Below are 19,039 nucleotides of genomic sequence, written 5' to 3'. Positions count from 1 at the left end.
GCGTCCTGCAAAATTCAGGATTGGTCTGCCTCAACGGGCGCCTGGCGGATCATTCAGGAATTTCCCTTAAGGAGCGGGCGCCTGACTGCCTGAGTCGACGCCGGCCTGCAGCGCCATGCGCACCAGCTCCGACAGGCTGCCGGCCTGCATCTTGGTCATGACGTTGGCCCGGTAGATCTCCACCGTCCGTGGGCTGATGTCGAGATCGTAGCCGATCACCTTATTGGCTTTGCCGGCCACGAGGCCCTCCAGGACCTGGCGCTCACGCTCCGAGAGACCGTCAAGACGGGCCTGGAGCTCGGCCGCCTGCGCATCGCGCTCGGCGAGCCGCTCCCGAACCTGCAGGGCCGAGCGGACGGCGGCCAGGAAGAGGTCGTCGTCAAACGGCTTCTCGATGAAGTCGAGCGCTCCCTCCTTCATGGCCTCCACCGCCATCGGCACGTCGGCGTGGCCCGTCATCACGATCACCGGGATGCCGAAGCCCCGTTCCCTGAGATGGCGCAGGAACTCGATGCCGTCCATGCCTGGCATGCGCACGTCCGTCACGATGCAGCCGGACGGGGCCGCTACCGTCTCCAGGAAGGCTGACGCGGATTCGTGCAGGCGCACGGGCAGGCCCTCCGAGGCCAGCAGAAACGACAACGACTGCCGCACCGCGAGGTCGTCATCGACCACATGGACAATCGTTTCGTTAGGCATGAGCCATTTCCTCCTGATCCACCGTGCGCAGGCTGAACCGGAACGTCGTCCCGTGGCCCGGCTCCGACTCAACCGTGATCTTGCCGCCGTGCGACTCGATGATCGTGCGGCAGATGGAAAGCCCGACCCCCATGCCATGTTCCTTGGTGGTCACGAAGGGTTGGAAGAGCTGGGCCGCGACCTCGGGGGCGATGCCGGTGCCCGTGTCGCGCACGAGGATCTCGACCAAGCCATCTCTTGGCTGCGTCTCCGTCTCGATGCTGAGCTCACGTCGGGGGAGCCCCTCCATGGCCTCAATGGCGTTGCGGATCAAGTTAAGCAGCACCTGCTGGATTTGAATGCGGTCGGCCAACACAAACTGTGCGGTGGGATCGAGCCGGAAATCCACACGCACGCCCTTCTCCTTGGCGCCGATCAGCGCCAGGGCGCTCGCCTCCTCGATAAGCTTCGGCAGGTGCTCAATGTGGCGCTCGGTCTCCCCTCGGGCCACGAACTCGCGCAGGTGGCGGATCACCTGACCGGCGCGCAGGGCCTGGTCGGCCGCCTCGTTGATGGCGTCCCGCAGCATCGGAACCTGGTCCCCTTCCATGCGCTGCAGAATGCGGCGACAACCTTTCAGGTAGTTGGTGATGGCTGTGAGCGGCTGGTTGATCTCGTGCGCCAAGGTGGAGGCCATCTCGCCCAAAGCCGTGAATCGTGACATGTGCACGAGCTCGGACTGAAGCTCCTGCAGCCGCGATTCTGTCTGCTGGCGCTCGGTCAGGTCCCGGATGAAGCCGGTGAAGTACCGAATGCCCTCGGAACGCATCTCGCCAACGGCCAGCTCCATGGGGAAGGTCGAGCCGTCCTTGCGCAAGCCCACGACCACACGGCCGATGCCGATGATGCGGCGTTGTCCGGTCGAGAGGTATCGGTGCATGTAGCCGTCGTGCTGGGTGCGGTAGGGCTCCGGCATCAGGATGCTGACATTCCGCCCGATGACCTCGCCCGGCTCGTAGCCGAACTGGCGCACGGCCGCGGCGCTGAAGGATTGGATCACGGCCTGCTCGTCAATGACGATCATGGCGTCCGGCACGGTCTCCAGGATCGAGCGCAGATGCGCCTCACGAGCTTTCAGCGCTTGCTCGGCGGCAACCCGCTCGGTGATGTCCCGGACGACCCTGGCATAGCCCTGCACCGTGCCGGCCTCGTCCCGCAGCGGGGCCACCGTGACATGGGCGACATAGCGCGAGCCATCCCTGCGCAGGCGGATGCCCTCCTCGCAGTACCGGCCCGTCTCCTGCGCAATGGCGAGCACTCGTGCAGGCTTGCCGTCCGCCACCTCCTCCGGCAGGAAGAACATCGAGAAATGGCACCCCAGAACTTCGTTCTCACGCCAGCCGCTGATCTGTTCGGCGCCGGCGTTGAAGCTCATGATGCGGCCGTCCAGGTCGAGGACGACAAGGGCGATGTCACCGATGGCATCGATCAGGAGATCGGCGGTCACCGGGGGCGCCAAACGACGCCCGCCGTCTCCGGCAGTGTGCTGCAAGACGTTCTCCAAATGACTGCGGCAGTACTCTATATAGACGGTCTGCTGGTCATTCCAAAGCGCCCGCGCCGTGGCAGGGTTCATTGAGCGTAGAAGTAGGCTTTGCAGCCCGGAAGTCTGCGGTCTTCCCGCTTCAGGCTTGGGGCGGCACTGCTGGCGTGTCAGCCCCATGGCCACTGCGCCCGGAGCGGTGCCGCCAGCTCATCTGCGGAGCCGCACGATCACGTCAACCCGTTCGATCTCATATCCCTCGGGGGCAGGGGGCAACCCGGTCACGCTCATGGTCGCGGAGGGAATGTCGATGGTCTCCTCGTCCCCCTCAATCAGGAAATGGTGATGATCCGTCAAGTCAGTGTCGAAGTAGGTCTTGCGGCCCTCGGCCGCGATCTGCCGCACGAGCCCCGCATCCGTGAACTGCTTCAGAGTGTTGTAGACCGTTGCAAGGGAGACTGGCACCCGCACCTTCTGGGCCTCGGCAAACAGTGTCTCGGCCGTTAAATGACGGTAGCCTCTGCCGAAGAGGAGCCATCCGAGACAGATACGCTGCCGGGTCGGGCGCAGCCCCGCCCTGCGGAGTCTGACCCGCACCTGCGCCAAGGGGCAGCCGAGACCGGGATGGGCCGCAGTGCGGAGGTCCGGCGCCGGCTCAGCCATCGGCCTCGTCCTTCCCCAGGCCGCCGATATGCTTCTGGGCATAGAGCTCGATGCCGATCTGCTCGACGAGGTTGATCTGGGTTTCGAGGAAGTCGATATGGCCTTCCTCATCGGTCATCAGTTCCTCAAAGAGGTTCTTCGACACCCGGTCGCCGATGCTGTCGCAATAGGCGGCCGCCTCGCCATAGAGGTTACGGGCTTCGTATTCCGCCGCGAGGTCGGATTCGAGGATCTCCTGGATGTTCTGGCCGATGCGCAGGGGGTCGAGCACCTGCAGGTTGGCAAAGCCTTCGAGGAAGATGATGCGCTCGATGAAGCGATCCGCATGGTGCATCTCCTCGATGGATTCCTTGCGCCAGGTTTTCGCAAGCTCCTTGTAGCCCCAATCGTCCAGGAGCCGGTAATGCAGCCAGTACTGGTTGACCGCCGTCAGCTCGCTGCGCAGGCCGCGATTGAGATACTCGATTGCCTTGGGATCACCCTTCATGAGCCCTGCCTCCGTGCGGAGCCATTGAGGGTAGAGCGGCGCCGCCATCTCTCAAGCTTCGGCGGTTCGTTCGAGTTGGCCCGCCGGGTCATCGGGCAGTCCGTTGCGCAGTCGGCCGTGCAGGCGTGCTTCTGGGCTAGTTCCTGATCCATGATTGCGCGGATCGTGGTGGCGCAGCGCCCGCATTGAGGGCCGCAGCCGAGATCGCGGTATACCTGGGCAGGCGTGCGGGGGCAGGCCGGGCCGGGGTTGAGGCAGGAGCGCACCTCACCATCCGAGAAGACATTGCACGAGCAGACGATCATGGGAAACCCCAGTTTGGACTTCTTCTAAATGACAGCTTCTATCAATGCCTCAGCCCGATCCGGCCCACCTTGGCCACTCCGGGATGTCACGGTGGGAGAGGCGGTAGGATGCGCCGCGCTGTATGCCGAGGTGGGTGTGCGTCACCGGGCGTGAGCCGGGATCCCCGGCTTGCCCGATGGTTCCTGATGGGGCTCAGTCCGAGGGATGTGTGTGCCCTGTCATGCGGCCAGCGCGTCCGGCCTGTCCGCAGCCTGGGCGGCGGAGGCCTCTTCGGGAGGGCCGAGCCGTCCGCTTCGGGCCGCTGCCATCCAGACGCGGAGCAGTCCGGCATCCGGCCGGATAAAGCCTGCGCGCCGCTTCAGAGCGTCGAAGGAGTCGTCCGGGTGGCAAGCCTCATAGGCCCGGCGGGCCAGGTTCTCGATGACGGCATCGCTTGCCGCTGGTTGGATCAGGGACTGGAGCTGGGTGGCAGGTGTCATCGTGAGGAACTCCGCTTCATGCCGCCGGAGAGTGCCGTGGAACGAGGCGGTTTTCCTTGCGCTAGCACAATCTTTCGATGACTGCCGCAGCCGCTCATGTGCTCCGGTGAGGCGCAAGGCGTGCCGGCCCCGATTGAGAGGCGCGGGTACGCGTTACGTCACGCCGCCTCAGGCACCACTGGAAATCAGCCCGCGCCATCACCATGCAGTCCAGCACTGCCCCGTAATGACAGGCGGCGGCGACAAGCACGAAGGCGTGCCAGATCGCTTTGTGGAAGCGCAGTCCCTCCCATAGGTGAAAGACCACGCCCGCCGTGTAGAGGATGCCGCCCAAGACCAGCAGGCCGCGGGTCGAACCGGGCAGGGCGCCGAACACCGCCTCGTAGGCCATGACGCCGCTCCACCCGATCAGCAGGTAGAGAAGGATCGCAAGCCGATCAAACCGGCCCGGCAGGCACAGCTTCAAAGTCATCCCCGCTATCGCCCCCGCCCAGACGCCGGACACCAGGAGCATCGCGGCGACGTCGTTCCTCATCTGCGTGATGAACGGCGTGTAGGTGCTGGCGATCAGAAGGTAGATGGCCGAGTGGTCGAACCGCCGCAGGATCCATTTAACTGGGGAGACCGGCCACAGATTGTAGACAGCGGAGATGACGAGCACCGCCAGCAGGCCGACGCATAGATCGCCACTGATGTCAGCTCCCAGGCGCCGACCGTGGGCGCGGCGAGGACCAATAGGGCGATCACGGCGACGAGACTGCCAACAACTCTCAGCGCGTGAACGACCCCGTCCGCCAGGATTTCATGCATGTCGTAGTCCCACCTGATCATCGCGTCTCCTGCCGATTGCGGCCTTGATGACGTCCGGTCAGGGCGTGGTGAAGCCTGTGGCGCGCACAGCGAGGGAGCCGGAGCGCGGTTCATAGGTAAAGAACAGCCCGCCCTGCCGCTCGGAGTGCCCGGGTATATAGTCGAGGACCACCCGGCTGGTTTCGGTATCCGCGCCTGCCTTGGACACTGTTCCTTCGATCTCCACCTGCGCGGCGGCCTCGCCGGCGGTGTTGCGCGCCAGGAAGAGAACCCGATAGCCACCCTCCACTGGCGCCACTGTGTCGACCTCGACGATGATCTCGGGCGGCGTGGTAGCACCGTTGAACACTTGCCATCCAATGACGCCGAAGATGCCGAGAACGAGGAACAGCCCGATGCCGGAGGCGGCCCATTCGAGCCATGGCACCTGTTGCTCTGCCTTCGCTGTCTGGATCTCGCCTGCCTTGTGTTCCCGGTTCACCACAGTCTCACACAACCAGCCGCGCCGTTGCGGCACCGAGGGAGGCCGGGAAGCCTAGCACCACCAGCATGTTTGCCGTCTCGGCCACAGAGACGCCATCGGTCCGTCCAAAGCTCCAGAGCACGTAGAGGCTCACCAGCAGGGCGACGCCGTAGCCGGTCAGGGTGAAGTGCAGGAAGGTCGACAGGAAGCTCCCGCCCTCGGGCCGGCCCTCCTGACCGGAGAACCCGATGCTGTAGACAAAGACGTGCAGAAGCAGGATGGACAGCACCCCCAGAGCCAAGGCGTGCCACGGCGTCATCTGGAAGGCGATCAGGATCATCTCTTCCGTCGGAGCCATGTTGAAGGCGAGAAACAGGGCGCCGGCCAACATGAGGAAGAGCTCACCGCCATAGCCCGCCTCCCGCTTGCGCTCCTCCTCGGCATCCATGTCCTGCTCATCCCCGAGCTGCTTGCGCCCGAGCATGGCGCCGATGCTCGCCGGCACGCTCTGCAGCGCCACCCGGCCGACGGTGTCGCCCCAGCTCATGTCGAAGGTGATCACCGCAAGCACCACCAGCAGCACCGCGGACGTGATCACGCCGACCCCGAGGGCGGCGAACGCGTCCATGGCGTCCTCCTTCAGGCTGAAGGTCTTCTCGAAGCCGGAGAAGTAGGAGAGGCCGACGAGCACCGCGAGGGTGAAGATCATGAGAAACAGCAGCCGGCCGCGGCCCATCGAGAAGCCGAGCGACCACATCTCCATGGTCATCAGCAGCGGGATGCCGAAGATGATGGCGCCGCCGAAGGCGCGCGCCAGGCCTATGGCGTAACGTTCGCTCGTCACTCGCATCGTGCTCCTTGTGTTAGCTCACACGTTCCATATTCCCGCCCAATCCAGCAGCGTAAGCTTGGCTAAAGGGGGAACCCGCCGTCCCGTGCCGAGTTCCCGGCGTCCGGCGCCGCTGACCTGAAATGCGCCCGACGGAGCAGACAATCGTGTCGGTCCTTGCTTCTCGTCAAAGAGACTTGGCGGAAAGCCGGATACGTCCTGAAACCCACCGGGCAAGAGGTCAGAAACAAGGGGAACACCGTGACGGATCTGGTCATGGCGAGCATGCATCGCCCTCACGAGGATGTGGCCGCCATCCTAACGGGCACCTTGATGGTGGCGCTCGGGGTCACTTTCTTGAGCACCGCCGGCCTGCTGACCGGAGGCACGGCAGGCCTCGCTCTTCTTCTGGGGCAGACAACCGGGTTCGGGTTTGGAGCTGCCTTCTTCACCGTCAATCTTCCGTTCTACTACCTCGCCGTCAAAAGAATGGGCTGGAAGCTCGCAGTGAGGACCTTTCTGGCCGTCCTCCTGGTTTCCCTGCTCTCAAAGCTGACGGCCTCCTCGGTCAGCATGGGCCATCTCGACCCGATCTTTGCCGCGGTCAGCGGCGGGGCACTCACCGGGATCGGACTTCTGATCCTCTTCCGCCACCAGGCCAGCCTGGGCGGCATCAACATCCTGGCGCTGTACCTGCAGGAGCGCCACAACCTGAGGGCTGGATACGTCCAGTTGGCCCTCGACGCGTTGATCCTTCTTTCGTCCGTGTTTGTCCTCGCGCCGGATAGGTTCGTGTTGTCGCTGCTCGGGACCTCCGTGCTCAACCTCGTGCTCGCGACGAACCACAGGCCCGGCCGTTACACCGGCGTCAGCTGAGGTTGCCCGGTCTCATTCCGAGGTGGGATAGGTGATCCGGCCGACGGACGGCCGGGCCCCGGGCATGAGCGCCGCCGGCCCGATCTTGCCGGGGCCGAGGATGTGAAACACGAGGTGCTCAGAGGCGAGCAGGTAGTCGGCGGCGGCAGCGCCACAACACCGCCTCGGCGCACATGATCGCCGTGACGCTCCGGCCGCCGAGGCCGGTCAGGCGGTCGAACCCCGTGCGGAACCGGCTCGTCAGGGCGTTGTCGGCATAGTTCCGGAAACTCGTGTTCTCCCAGAAGCCATTGGGGGATGGCTCAGCCTGGCGCTGCCTGCCGCGGAGCCCGCCGAGTTCGGCGATGTGCTCGTATCCTATCTGGTAGCCAGCGAGAGTCTCCGGCAGAGCGTCGCGGTTGAACTGTGGGTTTGTCCGGGAGCGCGGAACGGTCCGAACATCCACCACAAGATCCACTTTCGCCTCACGGAGGAGATCTGCGAATTCCGGAATGGTGCGGGTGGAGTGGCCGATGATGTAGAACGCGTTCGCCATGCCATTTCAGTGAGGGCTCGGTGGTACGCTTGCTTCCGCCAGCTTCTGCTTCAGAGCTCTGATTTCCTCGAACCGGCTGGTCACGTCCCGCATCACCGCGGCGAGGCCCTGCATTTGTCCCTCCTCATCCTTGAGCGGCACGATGGTGAATTCCAGTGAGATGCGTTGCCCGTCCTTGCGGATGCCCGGCACCGACAGCAGATCGCCTGCGCCGTAATGGCTCTCGCCGGTAGCCATGACGCGGTGGAAGCCCTCCCAATGGCGCGGGCGCAGGCGGTCCGGGATGATGAGGTCGAGTGATTGGCCCAACGCCTCGTCGGCGCGGTGGCCGAAGATACGCTCCGCGCCAGGGTTCCACACCTGGATGATCCCATCCCGGTCGGTTGCCACCACCGCGTCGGCGGCGGCCGTAAGGATCGCATCGGCAGCAAGTCGGGTCAGATCCATTCGGCAACCTTGGTTCTGCCCCCAGTCACATCGAACCGTGGGGCATGATCATTTCACTGGCGGCACCTCGGGCCCAGGTCTGGTCGGCCTGCTGCCACTTGGGACAGAGCCTAGCCTACGGCTGGCTCCCGGTAGGCGGGCGCATGCTCCTGAAATCTCGGGACGATCTCCCCTTGCGCCATTTCCTGGGCGGTGTGTCTGAGCGCATGGCCGACGTTGGACGCAGACGCGCGTGCGGCCCTCCCAAACCCGTCGTGAGGCATCTCGGGTGTCCGCTCCGGCTCGATCCCATCGGCAGGGGTCACGCCGACACCGTGCGCGTAAACCATCCGGCCGCCAAGATAGCCCGAGTACGTCACAAGGGCGGCGCCGGCGAGACCCGCAAGCAGGTACCCAGTGCTTGGCCGCCGGCTGCGCGAACGGATCGCTGCCAAACCCACTGACAGTGCCAGCAGGCCGATGTTGAGCGTGCGATGGGTGACCAAGAGATCATGGGAGACATCGCTGGTCTTGACGGCCTCTTGCGCGGCAAAGCCTGCTATCCCCGTTGCGGCGACACTGGCCGCCGCTACCGGCATCAGCTGGCGTCCCATGTCCATCAGCGAATCGTTGTTGGTGAGCCGGCCAATGAGATCGGCCGCCACGGCAGTGGGTAGCAGGGCCACCGGGAAATGGGCAAGGGCAGGATGAACTTCGTGAACGCGCATCGGCATCGCAAATCTCACCGTCAGTGAGAATGCCTCTTTGTCAGGAGAACGACCGTCGGTGTCTCTCCTCCAAAGTGGCGGATGTGGCATTGATCCAGAACCGTCTGTCTGAGGCCGCCTGCATCGTCAATTGCAGGCCGCAGCACAGGTTCCGACAGCACATGCAACGCGAGTGACCATCCCTCCGAATAGCGAAGCTGGAACAGTCGATGTGTCTTTCGATTGGACGTTAAAGCGCAAGGCCCACGGGTGGCCCTCGGCAACACCCGCACCGTCACGGTAAGGATTTGCCATGCCACAGCCCGCACGCGACAGAACCAACGCAACTTCCACCGGATCTGCGGCAGGGACCGGGAGGCGCTCTGGCCGGCATTCGCGGCATTCGTCCGCAGACATCGTTCTAGATGCCTTGGCGGGCGCGGCCGCAGGAGTGGCGGCTGTCTGGGTAATGGACCGCATCGACTGGTTCAACTTCCGGCGCGGTCTCGACAACAGGCGGACACGCCAGCAGACCCGGCAGGCTCGCCCCGGCGGCATGGATCCGGCCCAAGTTCTGGCCGCGGAAACGGCAGACCAGGCTGGACTTGTCCTGACCCGGCGCCAGCGCGATACGGCTGGTCTCATCGTGCATTACGGGCTGGGGATGGTGCCCGGGGCGCTGTATGGTACCCTGCGCGGGCGGGTCGCCTACCTCGATGCAGGCAGGGGCAGCCTCTTCGGGCTGGGCCTATTCCTGATCAAGGACGAGGGGATGAACGCCGCTCTGGGCCTGTCCGGCCGTCCGCAGGATTATCCTTGGACCGCCCATGCCCGCGGACTTGTCGCTCATTTGGCCTATGGGCTTGTGACCGACGTCCTCTGCCGGGCTGTCAGTGGACCCTCTGGCATTCACGACGCGCGGTCGCCCGCAGGAAAAGGCTTTGCCTCAGGTCAGCCCAAGGCAAAGCCCTCCTTCGTCCGCTACCGCGACGATGTGGAGGAGGTCGAGCCGGACGAGCAGGAGACCTTCGACAGGATCATCGAGGCGATGGCTGGCGGCGGCCGGATCACACGGGAGCGCTATGGACGCTCCGTGCGCACGTCCCATGCCAAAGCGCATGGCATCCTCAAGGGGGAACTGCGGGTTCTGGAGAATCTGCCTCCCGAGTTGCGCCAGGGGCTGTTTGCCGAGCTGCGGACCTACCCGGTCGTGGTGCGCCTTTCCCATGTGCCTGGCGAGTTCCTGGATGACCGCCGGGTGTCCACACCACGCGGCATGTCCCTCAAGATCGTCGGCGTTGAAGGCGAGATGCTCCCCGGTCACGAAGGTGAGGTCACCCAGGACTGGGTGCTCGACACCGGCAAAGTGTTCATTGCACCCACCGCCAAGGTGTTCCTGGCCCAGATCACCGCGACCGAGATGGCGATGCCGCTGCCGGAAGGGGTGAAGCAAGCCGTCTCGGCCTCATCACGCGCGGCCAATGCGGCGCTCAACGCCGTCGGACTGGACAGCGCCAACCTCGATTTCTACGGCCATCCGTTCAACCATCCCTTGGCGGAGGCCTATTACAGCCAATGCCCGTACCGTTATGGCGACTACATCGCTAAGCTGCGGGTCAGGCCTGCCATGCCCCGCCTGCATGAGCTGCGGCAAGCCGGCTTCACACCCGCCGATGAGGACGGCCTGCGCACGGCCGTCGTGGAATACTTTCGCGACAATCCGGCGGAGTATGAGGTCGGCATCCAGCTCTGCACCAACCTGGAGCGCATGCCGGTGGAAAATGCCAATGCCGAGTGGCCCGAGGACGAGAGTCCGTACTTGCCGGTCGCCCGCCTAATCCTGCCGCCGCAGGAGGCCTTCGATGCCGCACGCCGGGCTTTGGATGAAGATCTGCTCTTCTGCCCCTCGCACAGCCTGTCCGCTCACCGCCCGCTTGGTTCCATCATGCGTGCCCGGCTGAAGGCATATGAGGTCCGAGGCAATGCACGCCGCAAGGAGAATGGCCGCTCTGCAAAGGAGCCGCGGAGCATCGAGGAAATCTCGATCTAAAGGCGATCTGACGGTGGTATCCCATCTGGGCCGCGAGCACGAGACTGACGAGGGGGCCGGCGCCGATGATGGCGGCGAAGTGACGACCGAACAGCACGTAGCGGTTGGTGGGCACGTAATCGAGCCCGTCGTTGTGCCGGACCGCCGGGGTCTCGCACTCCGGGTCGAGCTGCATGACACGTCTGGCGATGAAGAGCGAGTAGTAGCGGCAGGTGATCAGGTAGGTGGCGATGGCCGCTACCACGATCCAGAGCGCGTTGACGTGCTCGCCGCGCTCGACGGCGATTAGCGCCAGGGCGAATGCGCCGAGAAGCCCGATGAGAACCCAAACAAGGTGAGAGCGAACGGAACCGACCATGGCCGCGTTCTCCGAGAGGCGCCGACGCGCTAGCCGTCTGCGATGATCTTCCCCAACGCCGGTGAGTGGGCGAAGTTCGGGAGCCGGCAATAGTCAGCCTGGTTGAGCCAGAGCAACGAGTAGGCCGCAGGACTGCGGTAACGACAAGGCTCAACTGATCAGGTGGTCCCGATGAATTATCCAAGCTTCTTCGACGAGGCGCCTCGCCTCACGCTGTACGATCCGTTGAGCGCCTTTCTCGGAGCCACCGAGGACGGACTGGTCGAGTACAGCTATCTCGATGCCGTCAAACTGGCCGGGCATTCCTGCCCGACCGTGGCCGGCGCCTATCTGATGACGTTGCGGGCGCTCAGGTGCCTGTACGGGAACGGGATTCCGGTGCGGGGCGAGATCGACGTCACGCTGAGCCAGGGCGCCTCCGAGGGTGTAGCCGGCGTGATGGCTTCGGTGGCCACCCTCCTGACCGGAGCGGCGGGCGAGGGCGGGTTCAAGGGGATCGCAGGACGGTTCGAGCGCCGTGACCGGCTCGCCTTCGGGAGCGATATCTGCGGGGAGATTCAGTTCACCCGTCGTGATACAAGCGAACGCATCATCGCGAGCCTGAACGCCGCCGCCGTGCCGCTTCATGCTAATGCCAGACCGCTGTTCCAACGGGTTCTTGGCGGAGAGGCCTCCCCGGCGGAGGCCCAGGAGTTCCGCCGGCTGTGGCAGGACCGCGTCCGGCAGCTGCTGCTCGACCACGCCGACGATCCGGATGTGGTCCTGCTGACGCCCGTACCGGGCACAGCCTCCGCGTCGGCGACCTGACGAGACGGTGGCCCATGTCCGGCAGCATCAATGAAGGGAACCCTCATGCCCGAGATTGAGATCCAGGACGGCACGATCCAGGTTGATGCCTCGGTGCTCGGTGAGGGACTGGGCCTGGAGCCGTCGCACGTGCCGGAGCTGCTCCGCAGCGGGGCGATCACCAGTCGCTGCGAGCGCGGCATCGGCGAGGACGAGGGCCGTTTCCGGCTCACGTTCTTCCATGCCGGACGGCGGCTGCGCCTTGTGGTCGACGCGGCCGGGTGCATCCTGCAGCGCTCCAGCATCGATTATGGCGACCAGCCGCTGCCAGAGGCTCTGCGCAGGCCGGGCCGGTGAACTCTCTCTGACAGGCGCAATCGGCGCATGGGTTGCAGGTCAGCCCGCTTGGCCGCCACGCAGGTCAAGTCTTGCCGCACGGACCATGTCTTCGGCCCCACGCATCGCCGCGGCCCTGATGTCCTCGAACAGCAGTGCGATTTCGTGGAAAACGCTTAGGTCCGCCTCGTCGGTCGACACGGTGTCCAACTCGCCGACGAGTTCGAGCAGCGCCCCGATGCGTTCCGCCTGGTGGCGGGCATCGAGGATCAGGCCGCGGAGCTGGCGCCGGCTCTCCAAGGCCTCGAACCGCTCCAGGGCTGCGTCGAGCTTACCGCGGCAGCGGCAGTCCAGGTCAAGGGTGTCCATGACAGCGCGCACGCGCGTCAGCAGCGGGGAGGGTTCGCATGGGGTGGCCGGGCCGGAAGCGCCGGCGATCTCGCGCAGGACAGGTTTCATCAACAGTCTCGGTTAGGTTCGGTGGAGGCGGTGTTTGCTTGTTCCCTCATGAAGACAGAGGACGGCCCTGGCTTCGTTGCCCTGGCGCAAAAACCCGAGATGCAAAAAGTCCGGGCCGGGCCCGGACTTTCCGTCGTTTAAAGCCGTTCCGGTCAATGACCGCCGGTCGACTGGGCCGACTTCTGCGGGTTGTAGTCCTTAAAGACCGTGGGGTTCTCGGGCCCCTCAACCTGCAGGATGCCGGCCAGACCGCGCTCGACGCGGCTCAGGGCATGGTCGACGAGGATGTAGTTGCCGGGAACCTCAACCTTGAAGTCCACCACGCTGGCGCCACCGGGAGGAGTAGTAATGGTCTGCACATCCTTCATCGGCGAGCTGAGCGAAGCCAATGGGTAAGCCTTGTCGAAGATCTCGCCGATCACGTGGAAGGACGAGGTGTAGTTCGGCCCACCTACGCCGAAGTAAATACGGACGGTCTCGCCGACCTTCGCCTTCAACGGGTTCTTCTTCAGGGCGTCCGCGCTGCCGTTGAAGATGAAGTACTCGGGACGTTCGCTGATCAGCTTCTCATAGCTTTCCCCTAAGTGCCCCTTCGTGCCGTGGGCTTGCTCGGTGTAGAGCTCACCCTGCATCACGTAGAACTCATGATCGACCTTCGGCAGACCTTCCTCCGGCTCCACCAGGATCAGGCCGTACATGCCGTTGGCAATGTGCTGGGCCACCATGGGAGTGGCGCAATGATAAACATACAGACCGGGGTTGAGCGCCTTGAACTCGAAGCCGCGGGTCTCGCCCGGAGCCGCCTCCGTGGCCTTGGCGCCACCGCCGGGGCCAGTGACCGCATGGAAGTCGACATTGTGCATCATGGCACTGTCTTCGGCGTTCTTCAGCTTGACCTCGACCGTGTCGCCGACCCGCACTCGGACGAAGGGACCGGGAACCTTGTTGTTGAAGGTCCAGTAGTGGTAGGTGGTGCCGTCATCGAGATGACCTGACACTTCGGTGGTCTCGAAGTCGACCTTGACCCGCTGCGGGCCACGCTTGCCGATGGGGCCAGGAAGATCGGAAGGCAGGCGCACCACGCTCACCGGGGCTGCCTCGGTCGCAACGTGGGCGTGCGTCGTGGCAGCCGCCACCTTGTCGCCTGCGTTGGCTGCGAGCGGGGCGCCGAGCCACGCCGCGGTGGCAAGGGCTAAAACAGCAGCGGTCGCAAGCAGCGGCCGGCGTCCCGGGATCTTCAGGGCCTTCATCTTCATCTCCTCTATGGGACCGCCTGGCGGATCGTTCTGGTCCGTCATCGGATGAAGACTTTGTACTCCTCAGCTTCCCAGCCTTATTTGCTGCAGCGCAAATATTTCGGCGAATACATTCGAAGGCACATTATTTTTGGCGAGCATCCCCAACGATTTGATGCAGATCAAATGATGTGTGCGCTGCGGTGGGAAAGCCGCCGGATCATATTGAGCAAGCGCAAGGAACCCCGGTGAGATTTCCTGTACGCCCCTTTGCATGAAGGGCGGACAGCCTCCCGGAGGATGGGCCGTCGATGTGAGGGTTTGCACCATGAAAGACGACCTGAGAGCGCGCTACGGCGAGGAGCGGCTTCCCCGCTACACGAGCTATCCGACGGCACCGCAGTTCTCCGACACCATCGGGCACGAGGCCTATGGGAACTGGCTGGCGTCCCTGCCGGCCGGGACGAGCACCTCGCTCTATCTCCACGTGCCGTTTTGCCGCTCCATGTGCTGGTACTGCGGGTGTCACACGACCATTACCCAGCGCGATGCGCCGATCGTGGATTATCTCGCTGTCCTGCGGCGTGAGATCGAACTCGTGACGGATCGCCTGAGTGGCCGTCTGACCGTGCGGCACTTACATTTCGGTGGCGGAACCCCAACCATTATGGAGCCCTCCGAGTTGCTCGACCTCATGGCCTTGATGCGGCAGGAATTTTCCCTTGATGAGGAAACCGAGGTCGCGGTGGAGATCGACCCACGCACCCTGACCAAGACGATGACGAAGACCCTGGGTGAGGCGGGCGTCACCCGCGCGAGCCTTGGCGTGCAGAGCTTCGACCCGGTGGTGCAGCGCGCTATCAACCGCATCCAGAGCGTCGAGCAAACGGCACGGGCCACGAACGGCTTGCGGGAGGCCGGCGTGCGCGGCATCAACTTCGACCTGATCTATGGCCTTCCGCACCAGACGGTGGAATCCTGTGTCGAGACCGTGCGCAAGAGCATTGAATTGCGCCCCGAGCGCTTTTCCGTCTTCGGCTATGCGCACATCCCGACGTTCAAGAAACATCAGCGCAGGATCGACGAGGCCGCATTGCCCGACGGCGCCGCCCGCTACGAGCAGGCGGAGGTCATCGCCGAGGCGCTCGTTGAAGCCGGTTACCGCCGAATCGGGCTCGACCACTATGCCTTGCCTGAGGACACGATGGTGAAGGCGCAAGTCGATGGCGTCCTGCATCGCAACTTCCAGGGCTACACGACCGATCCCAGCGACGTTCTGATTGGCTTCGGCGCCTCTGCCATCGGACGGCTGACGCAGGGCTATGCCCAGAACGAGGTGGTGCTGGGGCGCTATGCCGAGCGCATAGCGCGCGGGGAGCTAGCGACGGCGAAGGGGTATTCCCTCACGGCAGACGACCGCCTGAGGGCCGATCTAATCGAGCGGGTGATGTGCGACTTCAAGGTCGATGTGGCGGAGGTGTGCGGCCGGCACGGCGTGGCGCCTGAGACCATCCTGCAGGCGATCCCGCGGCTGAAGATGCTGGAGGGCGACGGTGTCATCCGGCTCGATGGCAACGTGCTGTCGGTGAATGATGACACCTGCTTCCTGGTGCGGAGCGTGGCGTCTGTATTCGATGCCTACCTCGGCCAGTCGGGCAGAACCCACAGCCGCGCGGTGTGATGGCAGCAACGAGCCCACAGGAGCCGAACCTCGGCCCGGCTCCTGTGGGCTCGTTTGTTTCGTTCCTGTCGGTGACGACCCTCAAGCCGCCACTGACGGGTTCGTCATGCGCAGGACCGCACCTGATAGACGTCCCCGGTCTTGGCATTCCGCTCTTCGTGAACCGGGCACTCATACCAGCTGCGGTACTTGGGCGTCTGGCTTGCCTTCACGGGAGGGCAGGAGACCGGAACGGTGACGTATTCGTTGGTCAGATGGTTATAGGCATTTCTGTAGACGCACTCGGCGGAGGCGGGCCCGGCCGCGACAAGGAGCAGAGTGGTCAAAAGGGTTTTCATCGGCATGACTGTTGTCTCCTTCCGTTTTGAACGTTGATCTCAAGCAATGGCGGCGATGCCGTGTTGAGTTCTTTCACTCACCCCAAGGCGCTGGCGCAGCAGGATGCGCGGGGCAACGAGGTCAGCCAGCGTCACCTCGTCGAGCGAGGCGAAGAAGGCTTCCCTCGCTCGACCCATCGTGTGGGTGAGCAAGCAGGCGCCGCTCAGGATGCAGGTGGTTGGACCATCGCCCAGGCACTCCACCAAGGCGGTGTCGTCCTCCAGGGCGCGAACGACCTCTCCCATGCGGATGCTGGCGGCAGGCCGGGCGAGCTTCAGGCCACCGGTCCGTCCGCGCACGCCCGTCACGTAGCCGAGGCTGACCAGGGTCTGCGCCACCTTCATCAGGTGGTTGCGCGACAGCCCGTGCCGCGTGGCAAGCTCCTCGATGGTGACAAGACGCTCCTCCACGACCGCGAGGCTCATCAGCAGGCGCAGCGCAAAGTCGGTGTGGGACGTCAGCCTCATTAGAACTCCTCAAACATGCATTGAAAATACATCTTTTTGCGTCTAAGCAAAGAGGAATTCGTGAGGGGTCTTTTGGCATGAGTTCAACTACCGCGATTCCCCTGATCGAGCCGGCAAAGGGCGTGACAGAGGACATGATCCGGCATTTGGTCGAGACCTTCTACGACCGGGTTCTGCAGGATGAGGAATTAGGGCCGATTTTTCGCCAGGCCCTGTCACACCGCTGGAGCGAGCATCTGGCGATCATGGTCGACTTCTGGTCGTCCATCGCCCTGCGGACAGGGCGGTATCAGGGCAAACCGCAGGTGGCCCACAGGGGCATGGCCCTGTTGGAGGGGCACTTTGAGCGCTGGCTTGCCCTATTCGAGGCAACGGCTCGTGAGGTCTGCGAGCCTGATGTTGCGCAATTCTTCATCGACCGCGCACACCGCATCGCCGACAGCCTGCAGATCGGCCTCAACATTGGCCCGAAAGCCCTGCATCTGCCCAGCCGCGCTGCTGGAGACGGCGATCGCGGCTGAGGCTAGGTTCGCTGGTGCTTCCGCTTTCTACTGGACCATTCTACTGGACCAGGTGCCGGTAGATCGACGGCAGGGCGGAGGGGAGCTTCGCCACCTGGCCGACAATGGCATAGCCGCCACGCCCGAAGAGAGTCGGGAAATAGGACTGCGCCTCACGGTCCACCGTCACGCCGAACACGGTGACGCCGGCGCGGCGCGCCTCCATGACGGCCTTGCGCGTGTCCTCGATGCCGAAGCGGCCCTCATAATAATCGATGTCGTTCGGCTTGCCGTCGGTGAGCACCAGCAGCAGCTTCTGCCGGTTTGGACGCTCCGCGAGTTTCGCCGTGGCGTGGCGGATACCTGCCCCGATGCGGGTGTAGTAGCCGGGCTTCAGCGCCGAGATGCGTCGTGCCACATTCTGGCTCATGGGCTCGTCGAAGTCCTTCACGGTCTCCACCCGCACCCAGGAGCGCCGCCGCGAGGTGAAGGTCAGGATGGAGTGCGAGTCGCCACAGGCAGCCATTCCATGCGCCAGCACCATCAGTGCCTCCTTTTCCACGTCGAGCACGCGCCTGTTGTCAATCCAGGCATCGGTGGAGAGCGACACATCGACCAACAGCGTCACGGCGAGATCATGAGCCTGGCGCTTGCTGGCGAGGTGGACACGCTCCGTGCCAGAGCCGCCGGACAGCAGATCGCTGCGGGCGCGCACCAGCGCATCGATGTCGAGCTCTTCGCCGTCCGGCTGCGCCCGCAGGATCTCGTGCTTTGGCCTGAGCGCCTCGAACTGGCGGCGCACGCGCCGGATCATCCGGCGGGCCTCGTCATCCGCCTCCCAGGCCTCGCCCTGTTCGGAGGCAGGGGCTGCCAACACGCGGCAGTGGTTCGGCAGATAGGCTTTGCGGGTGTAGTCCCATTCCGGATAGGCCAGATCGGCCGTCAGGCTCGTCGTATCTACGGCCTCGGGCGGCAGGTCGAGGTCGAACTTGAGCTTGGTCGCCGGCTTGCCCTTGTGCTTGGAGAGCGGGATCTCCTCCATCTCGTCCAGAGCCTTTTCGGCGTTCTCGTCCTCATCATCGTCAGAGGGCCGGTTGACATTGACCATCTCCGCCATCGCCAGGATCTTCTCGAAGCGGTTCAGGATGAACGGGTCGCTGCGCTGGGCCTGATCCGCTTCACGCCGCGCGGCAAAGCGCTTGCGTGTATCAGACGCCGCGAGGTCGCTTGGACCGGCAGGCTCGTCGCTGTTGCGGCTGGCTGCTCCGGCTTCGCGGGCCCAGGTGTCGCCCCAGAGCGGGACAGGCAGGAAGGGCTGATAGCCGGCAGGGGCTTGGCGCGGCAGGGCCGCGTCGCCGGCCACCGTGTCCAAAAGGGCAGGCGGCGTTGCACCGTCATCCCCAAGGAGCGAGAGCACGATCTGCTCGATCCTGCTTTCCGCGGCCGGCAGGGGGCGCCGCGGCCGCGCCTCGCGCATGGCGGTGCAGAGCTCCTTGTACTGTTGTGTCAGCCCGGGGCACTCCGCCAGGACCGCGGCGACCGTCGCCTGCACCCGCCGGAGCACCAGAAGATCTCGGCGCAGCGGATCGGCTTCGGTGATCGCGCTTGTCGGCACATGGGCAAAATAGGCCGCCAGCCACAGGTAGAGCGAGCGGTTGAGCACGCTTGATGGGAACAGCTCGATCCGCGGCGGCAGGAACAGGGTGGCCGCGTCCCGTCCGGGCTGCTCCACCCGCTCCTCGGTGACCCCGAGCCGCTGAAGAAAGTTCAGGCGGTGGGACGAGGCGCGCGCGGCGGTGCCCGCGAGCTGCACCCCGGGCTCGCCGCCAAGGCCGCGGAAGAATACGGCGAGATATCCGCGGACCTCATCAAGGGAGACGCCAAGCTCGGGGTAGCGTGGGTAGGTCGCCGCGCGGCCGACAAGCCGGTGCCAGAACTGGCCGACGGTTTCCTCAAGTTCCAGGAAGTCGAGCATGGCGTGTCTCCG

General features: G+C 64.5%; 21 protein-coding genes and 3 pseudogenes. 6 read left to right on the top strand and 18 right to left on the bottom strand.

Translation table 11 applies throughout. The features are described from left to right. Positions 1-66: 66 nt before the first annotated feature. The 9 genes and pseudogenes from fixJ to JKL45_RS11515 all read right to left on the bottom strand — a co-directional run bounded on the left by fixJ (position 67) and on the right by JKL45_RS11515 (position 6,279). The gene (gene fixJ / locus JKL45_RS11555) at positions 67-699 is read right to left on the bottom strand and encodes a response regulator FixJ (protein ID WP_201861281.1); all 633 of its coding nucleotides are present in this window, start codon (positions 697-699) and stop codon (positions 67-69) included. Continuing rightward, the gene (locus JKL45_RS11550; RefSeq protein WP_246498485.1) at positions 692-2,230 is read right to left on the bottom strand and encodes a PAS domain-containing sensor histidine kinase; all 1,539 of its coding nucleotides are present in this window, start codon (positions 2,228-2,230) and stop codon (positions 692-694) included. Before JKL45_RS11550 ends, fixJ begins: the two co-directional genes overlap by 8 nt. Positions 2,231-2,431: 201 nt before the next feature. Further along, a complete protein-coding gene (gene irr / locus JKL45_RS11545) occupies positions 2,432-2,884 on the bottom strand; it encodes a Fur family transcriptional regulator Irr (protein ID WP_201861279.1) in 453 nt (150 codons plus the stop codon). Then, positions 2,877-3,371 carry a bacterioferritin gene (gene bfr, locus JKL45_RS11540; RefSeq protein ID WP_201861278.1) on the bottom strand — a complete coding sequence of 165 codons (495 nt, stop codon included), beginning with the start codon at positions 3,369-3,371 and terminating at the stop codon, positions 2,877-2,879. Before bfr ends, irr begins: the two co-directional genes overlap by 8 nt. Then, positions 3,368-3,676, bottom strand: coding sequence for a (2Fe-2S)-binding protein (locus JKL45_RS11535; protein WP_201861277.1), 309 nt, complete (start codon positions 3,674-3,676; stop codon positions 3,368-3,370). Before JKL45_RS11535 ends, bfr begins: the two co-directional genes overlap by 4 nt. Positions 3,677-3,895: 219 nt before the next feature. Beyond that, positions 3,896-4,156 carry a hypothetical protein gene (locus JKL45_RS11530; protein ID WP_201861276.1) on the bottom strand — a complete coding sequence of 87 codons (261 nt, stop codon included), beginning with the start codon at positions 4,154-4,156 and terminating at the stop codon, positions 3,896-3,898. Positions 4,157-4,355: 199 nt separating this feature from the next. Continuing rightward, a pseudogene (gene trhA, locus JKL45_RS11525) lies at positions 4,356-4,987 on the bottom strand (PAQR family membrane homeostasis protein TrhA); the annotation flags it as partial. A 37-nt stretch (positions 4,988-5,024) separates the two neighbouring features. Further along, a complete protein-coding gene (locus JKL45_RS11520; RefSeq protein ID WP_201861275.1) occupies positions 5,025-5,447 on the bottom strand; it encodes a hypothetical protein in 423 nt (140 codons plus the stop codon). A gap of 7 nt (positions 5,448-5,454) precedes the next feature. Further along, on the bottom strand, positions 5,455-6,279 hold the full coding sequence (locus tag JKL45_RS11515) for a TIGR02587 family membrane protein (RefSeq protein ID WP_210345745.1): 825 nt from the start codon (positions 6,277-6,279) through the stop codon (positions 5,455-5,457). A 240-nt stretch (positions 6,280-6,519) separates the two neighbouring features. Here JKL45_RS11515 and JKL45_RS11510 point away from each other — a divergent pair, with 240 nt between their 5' ends. Continuing rightward, positions 6,520-7,134, top strand: coding sequence for a YitT family protein (locus JKL45_RS11510; RefSeq protein ID WP_312896948.1), 615 nt, complete (start codon positions 6,520-6,522; stop codon positions 7,132-7,134). Positions 7,135-7,146: 12 nt separating this feature from the next. On the opposite strand, the pseudogene JKL45_RS11505 reads toward JKL45_RS11510, so the two are convergent. The 3 genes and pseudogenes from JKL45_RS11505 to JKL45_RS11495 form a co-directional block, all read right to left on the bottom strand. Next, a pseudogene (locus JKL45_RS11505) lies at positions 7,147-7,669 on the bottom strand (DUF488 domain-containing protein). A gap of 6 nt (positions 7,670-7,675) precedes the next feature. Then, entirely contained in the window at positions 7,676-8,116 is a 441-nt protein-coding gene (locus tag JKL45_RS11500; RefSeq protein ID WP_201861273.1) for a PAS domain-containing protein, read from the bottom strand. 110 nt (positions 8,117-8,226) lie between these two features. Beyond that, a complete protein-coding gene (locus tag JKL45_RS11495; protein WP_201861272.1) occupies positions 8,227-8,829 on the bottom strand; it encodes a DUF2231 domain-containing protein in 603 nt (200 codons plus the stop codon). 286 nt (positions 8,830-9,115) lie between these two features. Here JKL45_RS11495 and JKL45_RS11490 point away from each other — a divergent pair, with 286 nt between their 5' ends. Next, positions 9,116-10,852, top strand: coding sequence for a hypothetical protein (locus JKL45_RS11490; RefSeq protein WP_201861271.1), 1,737 nt, complete (start codon positions 9,116-9,118; stop codon positions 10,850-10,852). A gap of 16 nt (positions 10,853-10,868) precedes the next feature. Here the strand turns inward: JKL45_RS11490 and JKL45_RS11485 are convergent. Next, a pseudogene (locus tag JKL45_RS11485) lies at positions 10,869-11,210 on the bottom strand (carbon starvation CstA family protein); the annotation flags it as partial. Positions 11,211-11,381: 171 nt separating this feature from the next. On the opposite strand from JKL45_RS11485, the gene JKL45_RS11480 reads away from it, so the two are divergent. Then, a complete protein-coding gene (locus tag JKL45_RS11480) occupies positions 11,382-12,017 on the top strand; it encodes a hypothetical protein (protein ID WP_201861269.1) in 636 nt (211 codons plus the stop codon). A 45-nt stretch (positions 12,018-12,062) separates the two neighbouring features. After that, on the top strand, positions 12,063-12,353 hold the full coding sequence (locus JKL45_RS11475) for a DUF6522 family protein (protein WP_201861268.1): 291 nt from the start codon (positions 12,063-12,065) through the stop codon (positions 12,351-12,353). 39 nt (positions 12,354-12,392) lie between these two features. Here JKL45_RS11475 and JKL45_RS11470 read toward each other — a convergent pair whose 3' ends face one another. Both JKL45_RS11470 and nirK read right to left on the bottom strand, forming a co-directional pair. Continuing rightward, positions 12,393-12,791: a hypothetical protein gene (locus JKL45_RS11470; protein WP_201861267.1), complete on the bottom strand. Its 399-nt coding sequence runs from the start codon at positions 12,789-12,791 to the stop codon at positions 12,393-12,395. Positions 12,792-12,943: 152 nt separating this feature from the next. Further along, a complete protein-coding gene (gene nirK / locus JKL45_RS11465; protein WP_246498483.1) occupies positions 12,944-14,041 on the bottom strand; it encodes a copper-containing nitrite reductase in 1,098 nt (365 codons plus the stop codon). 313 nt (positions 14,042-14,354) lie between these two features. Here nirK and hemN point away from each other — a divergent pair, with 313 nt between their 5' ends. Further along, a complete protein-coding gene (gene hemN / locus JKL45_RS11460) occupies positions 14,355-15,707 on the top strand; it encodes an oxygen-independent coproporphyrinogen III oxidase (RefSeq protein WP_201861265.1) in 1,353 nt (450 codons plus the stop codon). A 104-nt stretch (positions 15,708-15,811) separates the two neighbouring features. Here hemN and JKL45_RS11455 read toward each other — a convergent pair whose 3' ends face one another. Then, positions 15,812-16,051, bottom strand: a complete 240-nt coding sequence (locus JKL45_RS11455) for a hypothetical protein (RefSeq protein WP_201861264.1) — start codon at positions 16,049-16,051, stop codon at positions 15,812-15,814. Positions 16,052-16,084: 33 nt separating this feature from the next. Further along, positions 16,085-16,552 carry an RrF2 family transcriptional regulator gene (locus tag JKL45_RS11450; protein ID WP_201861263.1) on the bottom strand — a complete coding sequence of 156 codons (468 nt, stop codon included), beginning with the start codon at positions 16,550-16,552 and terminating at the stop codon, positions 16,085-16,087. A 77-nt stretch (positions 16,553-16,629) separates the two neighbouring features. Between JKL45_RS11450 and JKL45_RS11445 the strand changes: the two genes are divergently transcribed. Beyond that, positions 16,630-17,073: a group III truncated hemoglobin gene (locus JKL45_RS11445; protein ID WP_201861262.1), complete on the top strand. Its 444-nt coding sequence runs from the start codon at positions 16,630-16,632 to the stop codon at positions 17,071-17,073. Positions 17,074-17,113: 40 nt separating this feature from the next. Here JKL45_RS11445 and JKL45_RS11440 read toward each other — a convergent pair whose 3' ends face one another. Further along, positions 17,114-19,027 (bottom strand): nitric oxide reductase activation protein NorD, encoded by a 1,914-nt coding sequence (locus JKL45_RS11440; protein WP_201861261.1) that lies wholly within the window; start codon positions 19,025-19,027, stop codon positions 17,114-17,116. Between the last annotated feature and the right edge of the window lie 12 nt (positions 19,028-19,039).

It is taken from the genome of Microvirga soli (genome assembly GCF_016734765.1).
Classification (GTDB): domain Bacteria; phylum Pseudomonadota; class Alphaproteobacteria; order Rhizobiales; family Beijerinckiaceae; genus Microvirga; species Microvirga soli.
This window is presented reverse-complemented; position numbering and strand designations above follow the sequence as displayed.